This is a genomic window from Streptomyces flavofungini (assembly GCF_041028215.1).
GTDB lineage: Bacteria > Actinomycetota > Actinomycetes > Streptomycetales > Streptomycetaceae > Streptomyces > Streptomyces flavofungini_B.
On sequence record NZ_JASKYR010000584.1, the window covers coordinates 1 to 5,095 of the forward strand.

The 5,095-nt window shown below is 72.0% G+C and carries 4 protein-coding genes and 1 pseudogene; 3 read left to right on the plus strand and 2 right to left on the minus strand.

From position 1 onward, the window contains the following. Positions 1 to 34 precede the first annotated feature (34 nt). Positions 35 to 1,033 (plus strand): ABC transporter substrate-binding protein, encoded by a 999-nt coding sequence (locus AB8Z36_RS30205; RefSeq protein ID WP_369216571.1) that lies wholly within the window; start codon positions 35 to 37, stop codon positions 1,031 to 1,033. 21 nt (positions 1,034 to 1,054) lie between these two features. Here AB8Z36_RS30205 and AB8Z36_RS30210 read toward each other — a convergent pair whose 3' ends face one another. Together AB8Z36_RS30210 and AB8Z36_RS30215 are read right to left on the minus strand one after the other, a co-directional pair. Further along, positions 1,055 to 1,915, minus strand: a complete 861-nt coding sequence (locus AB8Z36_RS30210; protein ID WP_369216568.1) for an SMP-30/gluconolactonase/LRE family protein — start codon at positions 1,913 to 1,915, stop codon at positions 1,055 to 1,057. Then, a complete protein-coding gene (locus AB8Z36_RS30215) occupies positions 1,912 to 2,682 on the minus strand; it encodes an IclR family transcriptional regulator (RefSeq protein ID WP_369216569.1) in 771 nt (256 codons plus the stop codon). Before AB8Z36_RS30215 ends, AB8Z36_RS30210 begins: the two co-directional genes overlap by 4 nt. A 174-nt stretch (positions 2,683 to 2,856) precedes the next feature. Between AB8Z36_RS30215 and AB8Z36_RS30220 the strand changes: the two genes are divergently transcribed. Together AB8Z36_RS30220 and AB8Z36_RS30225 are read left to right on the plus strand one after the other, a co-directional pair. Then, positions 2,857 to 4,023, plus strand: a complete 1,167-nt coding sequence (locus AB8Z36_RS30220; RefSeq protein ID WP_369216570.1) for a mandelate racemase/muconate lactonizing enzyme family protein — start codon at positions 2,857 to 2,859, stop codon at positions 4,021 to 4,023. Continuing rightward, a pseudogene (locus AB8Z36_RS30225) lies at positions 4,020 to 5,024 on the plus strand (zinc-dependent alcohol dehydrogenase). The gene AB8Z36_RS30220 and the pseudogene AB8Z36_RS30225 overlap by 4 nt, the downstream one beginning before the upstream one ends. The last annotated feature ends 71 nt before the right edge of the window (positions 5,025 to 5,095 follow it).

A 5,095-nucleotide genomic window follows, 5' to 3' on the forward strand; every position in this document is an offset into this window, starting at 1 on the left:
CCCCCGTACCACCTGCGAAAGGCTGCACCTGCCCATGTCCCACATCCGCTCCCTCGCCCTGGGGTCCGCGCTCGCGGCCACGCTGCTCATGAGCGGCTGCGGCGCAGAGGTCGACTCGGGCGGCGACGCCGGGGCCGCCGAGAAGGTCACCGTCAAGAGATGCGGCGAGCCCGTCTCCTACCGCGTGCCGAAGCGTGCCGTGGCCTACGAGGGCGGCAGCGCCGACAAGCTGTTCAGCCTCGGCCTGACCGACCATGTCGCGGGCTATGTGATGCCGCCCGCCAATCCGCCGGTGAGCGAGTCGCCCTGGGCGTCGGAGTACGCCAAGGTGAAGATGCTCAGCGACGACCTGCTCAACAAGGAGCTCGTCGTCGAGGCCAAGTCCGACTTCGTCGTCGCGGGCTGGAACTCCGGCTTCAGCGACCAGCGCGGCATCACCCCGAAGATCCTGGACAAGCTCGGCATCCAGAGCTTCATGCACACCGAGAGCTGCTTCAACTACCCGGGACACCCCCAGAAGGTCACCCCGTTCAACGCGCTCTACAGCGACCTCGAACGGCTCGGCAAGATCTTCCGGGTCGAGAAGAAGGCCGCCGAGGTCGTCGGCGGCCTGAAGAAGCGCGTGGCGGCCGTCGAGAAGAAGGCGCCGAAGGGCGGCGACCCGGTGCCGGTGTTCCTCTACGACTCCGGCACCGACCAGCCGTTCACGGCGGGCAGCCAGGTCCCGCCCAACGACATCATCAAGACCGCGGGCGGCAGGAACATCTTCGACGGGCTCGACGAGCGCTGGACCCAGGTCAACTGGGAGGCCGTCACCAAGGCCGAGCCCGAGGTCATCATCATCTTCGACTACGGCGACCAGCCCGCGAAGAAGAAGATCGAGTTCCTGAGGAAGTCCCCGCACACCAAGGAGCTGCCCGCGGTCAGGAAGAACAACTTCTTCGTCCTCGACTACAACGAGGGCATCAGCGGGCCGCGCGACATCGACGGCCTGGAGAAGTTCGCCACCTACCTGCGGGGGCTCAAGCGCTGACGCGGGCGCTCCCCCTGGGTCTCAGCCCGCGAAGGGCGTTCCCGGCAGTCCCTGGCCCGCGTCGGGCAGCACGAGCACCGACCCCGCGAGGGGATGCGGCCGCCCCTGCCCCGCGCGGGCCGTGGTGATGTAGAGGTCGCGCAGGCCGGGCCCGCCGAAGGCGCAGGCGGTGGGGCGCGGCACCGGCAGTACGACGGTCAGGTCGAGCCGCCCCGCGGGGGTGTACCTGCGGACGGCCCCGCCGTTCCACAGCGCGACCCAGACACAGCCGTCCGCGTCGACGGTGAGTCCGTCGGGGTCGCCCGCGCCCTCCTCGATGACCGCGAACGGGCGCCGGGCGCTCACGCGCGCGGCGTCGAAGTCGAGGACGTCGATACGGCGCGTGGGACTGTCGGCGTAGTACATGAGCCGCCCGTCGGGGCTCCAGGCGGTGCCGTTGCTGACCGCCACATCGCCGAGGGCGGCGCCCTGGCCGGTGACGGCCCCGTCCGGGGCGACGCGCGTGAGGCCGCCGCCGCCCGGCGCCTCGTCGTAGCGCATGGTGCCCGCCCAGAGCGCGCCGTCCGGCGCCACCGCCGCGTCGTTGCCCCGGCGCCCCGGCACCGGGTCGCGCACCAGCCAGGAGAAGGCGGAGCCGCCGGGTCCGTAGAGCCCGACGCCGTCGCGGAGGTTCACCACGAGGCCACCGCCCGCGCGCGGCTTCGCGGCGCCGACGTGCTGCTCGGTTGCCATGACCGTGCGGCGGCCGTCCGCGGGGCGGTAGGTGTGCACGCGCGAGCCGAGTATGTCGACCCAGATCAGACGACCGGTGGCCGCGTCCCAGGTGGGTCCCTCGCCGAGCCGCGCCCGCGCGCGCACCGCGACCTCGTACCCCGGTCTCATCGCGCGTGCCGGTGGCCGAGGCGGACCGACAGGTCGCCGGCGCCCTTGACGGCCAGTTCGGCGAGTTCCCGCTCCCGCTCCTCGCTCCAGCGGATCATCGGCACGGAGACGGAGAGCGCCGCCACGACCTGTCCGGCGCCGTCCCGCACCGGCGCCGCCACACAGCTCACGTCCGGGTTGGACTCGCGGTGCTCGGCCGCGACGCCCCGCTCGCGGATCGCGGCGAGCGCGCCGAGCAGCTCCTCGGGGTCGGTGATGCTGTCCGGCGTCATGGCGGTGAGCTCCCGGCCGCCGAGCCGCGCGCGCAGCTCCGGCTCGGGCAGCGAGGCGAGCAGCATCTTGCCGACCGAGGTGCAGTGCGCGGGGAGGCGGCGGCCCGCCGCGGAGACCATGCGCACGGCGTGCGTGGAGTCGACCTTGGCGATGTAGATGACGTCCGTGTCCTCCAGGACGGCGACATGGACGGTCTCGTCGCAGGTCTCGGCGACCTCGCGCGCCACCTGCTGCCCCTCGGCCGCGAGATCGAGCTGTTCGGCGTAGCGGCTGCCGAGCTGGTAGGTGCGCACCCCGAGGCGGTACCGGCCCGGCTGGTCCGGGATCTGCACCAGATACGAGCGGGCGGCCAGCGTGGTGAGCAGCTCGTGCACGGTGGTGCGCGGGAGCTGGAGCCTGCGGGTCACCTCGGGAGCGGACAGGGTGCCGTCGCCCTCCAGGAAGAGTTCGAGTATGTCCAGCGACCTGGTCACCGCGGGCACGAGTCGTCCCATGAAGTGGCCTCCCACCTTGCGCGCCCGAAGCGCGTCCGAAACTTCGGTCATTGATCGGTATGACGAACAGACAGGCGGAGCTTACCCATTGACACGTTCCGGCCACCGTGATTACCGTCACGCCAACATTTCGAACGTGTGACGAAATACCGAACAAGTCAAGGGGCAACTGCCTTGCGCATCACGGGAATCAGCACGCATGTGGTCGGAACACCCTGGCGTAACCTCACCTATGTCCAGGTCCACACCGACGAGGGCCTGACCGGAATCGGTGAGACCCGCATGCTCGGGCACACCGACGCGCTCATCGGCTACCTCCGCGAGGCGGAGGCCAACCACATCAAGGGGTCCGACCCGTTCGCGGCCGAGGAGCTGTTCCGCAGGATGAAGTACGGCGACTACGGCCGGGCCGGTGAGATCGTGATGTCGGGCATCGCGGTCATCGAGATGGCCTGCTGGGACATCAAGGGCAAGGCGCTCGGCGTCCCCGTCTGGCAGCTCCTCGGCGGCAAGGTCACCGACCGCGTCAAGGCCTACGCCAACGGCTGGTACACCACCGAGCGCACCCCGGAGGCGTACCACAAGGCGGCCAAGGGCGTCATGGAGCGCGGCTACCGCGCCCTGAAGATCGACCCCTTCGGCACCGGGCACTACGAACTCGACCACGAGCAGAGCCGCTACGCGGTCTCGCTGATCGAGGCCGTGCGGGACGCGATCGGCCCCGAGGCCGAGCTGATGCTGGAGATGCACGGCCGGTTCGCGCCCAGCACGGCGATACGCCTCGCCCGCGACCTCGCGCCGTTCCGTCCCGCCTGGCTGGAGGAGCCGGTGCCCCCGGAGAACCTCAAGGCCCTTCAGAAGGTCGCCGCGAAGGTGGACATGCCGGTGGCCACGGGTGAGCGCATCCACGACCGCATCGAGTTCCGCGAGCTGTTCGAGAGCCAGGCGGTGGACGTCATCCAGCCCGACGTCGGCCACATCGGCGGCATCTGGGAGACCCGCAAGCTGGCGGCCACCGCCGAGACGCACTACGTCCTGGTCGCCCCGCACAACGTGGGCGGCCCGGTCCTGACGGCGGCCTCGCTCCAAGTCGGCTTCTCCGCGCCCAACTTCAAGATCCTCGAACACTTCAACGACTTCGCCGACGCGGAGATCAAGAAGGTCGTCAAGGGCGCACCCCGGGTCGACCCGGAGACCGGCTGCTTCGAGCTGTCCCACGCGCCCGGCCTCGGCGTCGAGCTCGATGTGGCCGCCGCGGCCGAGTTCCCGCAGCAGCGCGCCCGCTTCGACCTGTGGGCCGAGGGCTGGGAGAAGCGGACGCCGGGCGGGGCCGAGGGATGAGCGGCACCCGGACCGGCGGCAGCCGCGCGGTCGTCGTCGAGCGGCCGGGCGTCCACCGCCTCGTCACCCGGGACATCCCGGAGCCCGCCCCCGGCGAGGTCCTCGTCAAGGTGGCCGCCGCCGGGATCTGCATGAGCGACCGCGAGGTGTACGACGGCCGCCGCGACGCCGCCTATGTGCGCTACCCGGTGATCCCGGGCCACGAGTGGTCCGGAACCGTGACCGCGGTCGGCCCCGGCGCCGACCCCGCGCTCGTCGGCCGCAGGACCGTCGCCGAGGGGTTCCGGGCCTGCGGGGCGTGCGAGCGCTGCCGGAGCGGGGAGAGCAGCCTGTGCGGCGCCGGTTACGCGGAGACCGGGTTCACCGAGCCGGGCGCCTTCGCCGACCATCTCCTGGTGCCCGCGCGGCTGCTGCATCCCYTGCGCGMCGACGMCGRCSWSSSGTYSSCCGCCCTCATCGAACCCGCGGCGGTGATCGCCGCGGCCATCCGCGCGGGGCGGCCCCGGCCCGGGGAACGCGTCGCCGTCGTCGGCGCGGGGACGCTCGGGCTGCTCGCCGTGCAGCTCCTGTCGGCGTCGAGCCCCGCGGAGCTGGTCGTGGTCGACCCCCGGGCAGCCCGGGGTGAGCAGGCCCGCGTCTTCGGCGCCGGTGCCGCCCGGGGCGCCTTCGACCTGGTCGTCGAGACCGCGGGGGCGCCGACCACCGCCGCCTCGTCCTGCCTGCTCGCGCGCAGGGGCGGGCGGGCCGTGCTCACCGGGATGTTCTCGGCGGGTGCCGTGGGCATCGATCCCGTCCACCTCTCGCTCAGTCAGCTTCAGGTGCGGTCCGTGTTCGGGGCGCCCTCCGCCGCCTGGGTGGACGCGGTGCGGGCCTTCGGGCTCGGGCTGATCGACCCCGCCCCGCTGATCTCCCACGAGCTGCCGCTCGAACGCTTCGGGGAGGCCGTCGCCCTGGTCGGCTCCGGGGACCCGAAGGTGGGGAAGGTGCTGCTGGTTCCCTGAAGTCCGTGCCCCGCCACCTTGGCCGCCGCACGCCCATCGCACCGAACCACGTCCGATATACCGAACATTGG

Coding starts and splice junctions, on each gene's coding strand:
- AB8Z36_RS30215 (WP_369216569.1), bottom strand. CDS start 2,682: ATGGGACGACTCGTGCCCGCGGTGACCAGGTCGCTGGACATACTCGAA.
- AB8Z36_RS30210 (WP_369216568.1), bottom strand. CDS start 1,915: ATGAGACCGGGGTACGAGGTCGCGGTGCGCGCGCGGGCGCGGCTCGGC.
- AB8Z36_RS30205 (WP_369216571.1), top strand. CDS start 35: ATGTCCCACATCCGCTCCCTCGCCCTGGGGTCCGCGCTCGCGGCCACG.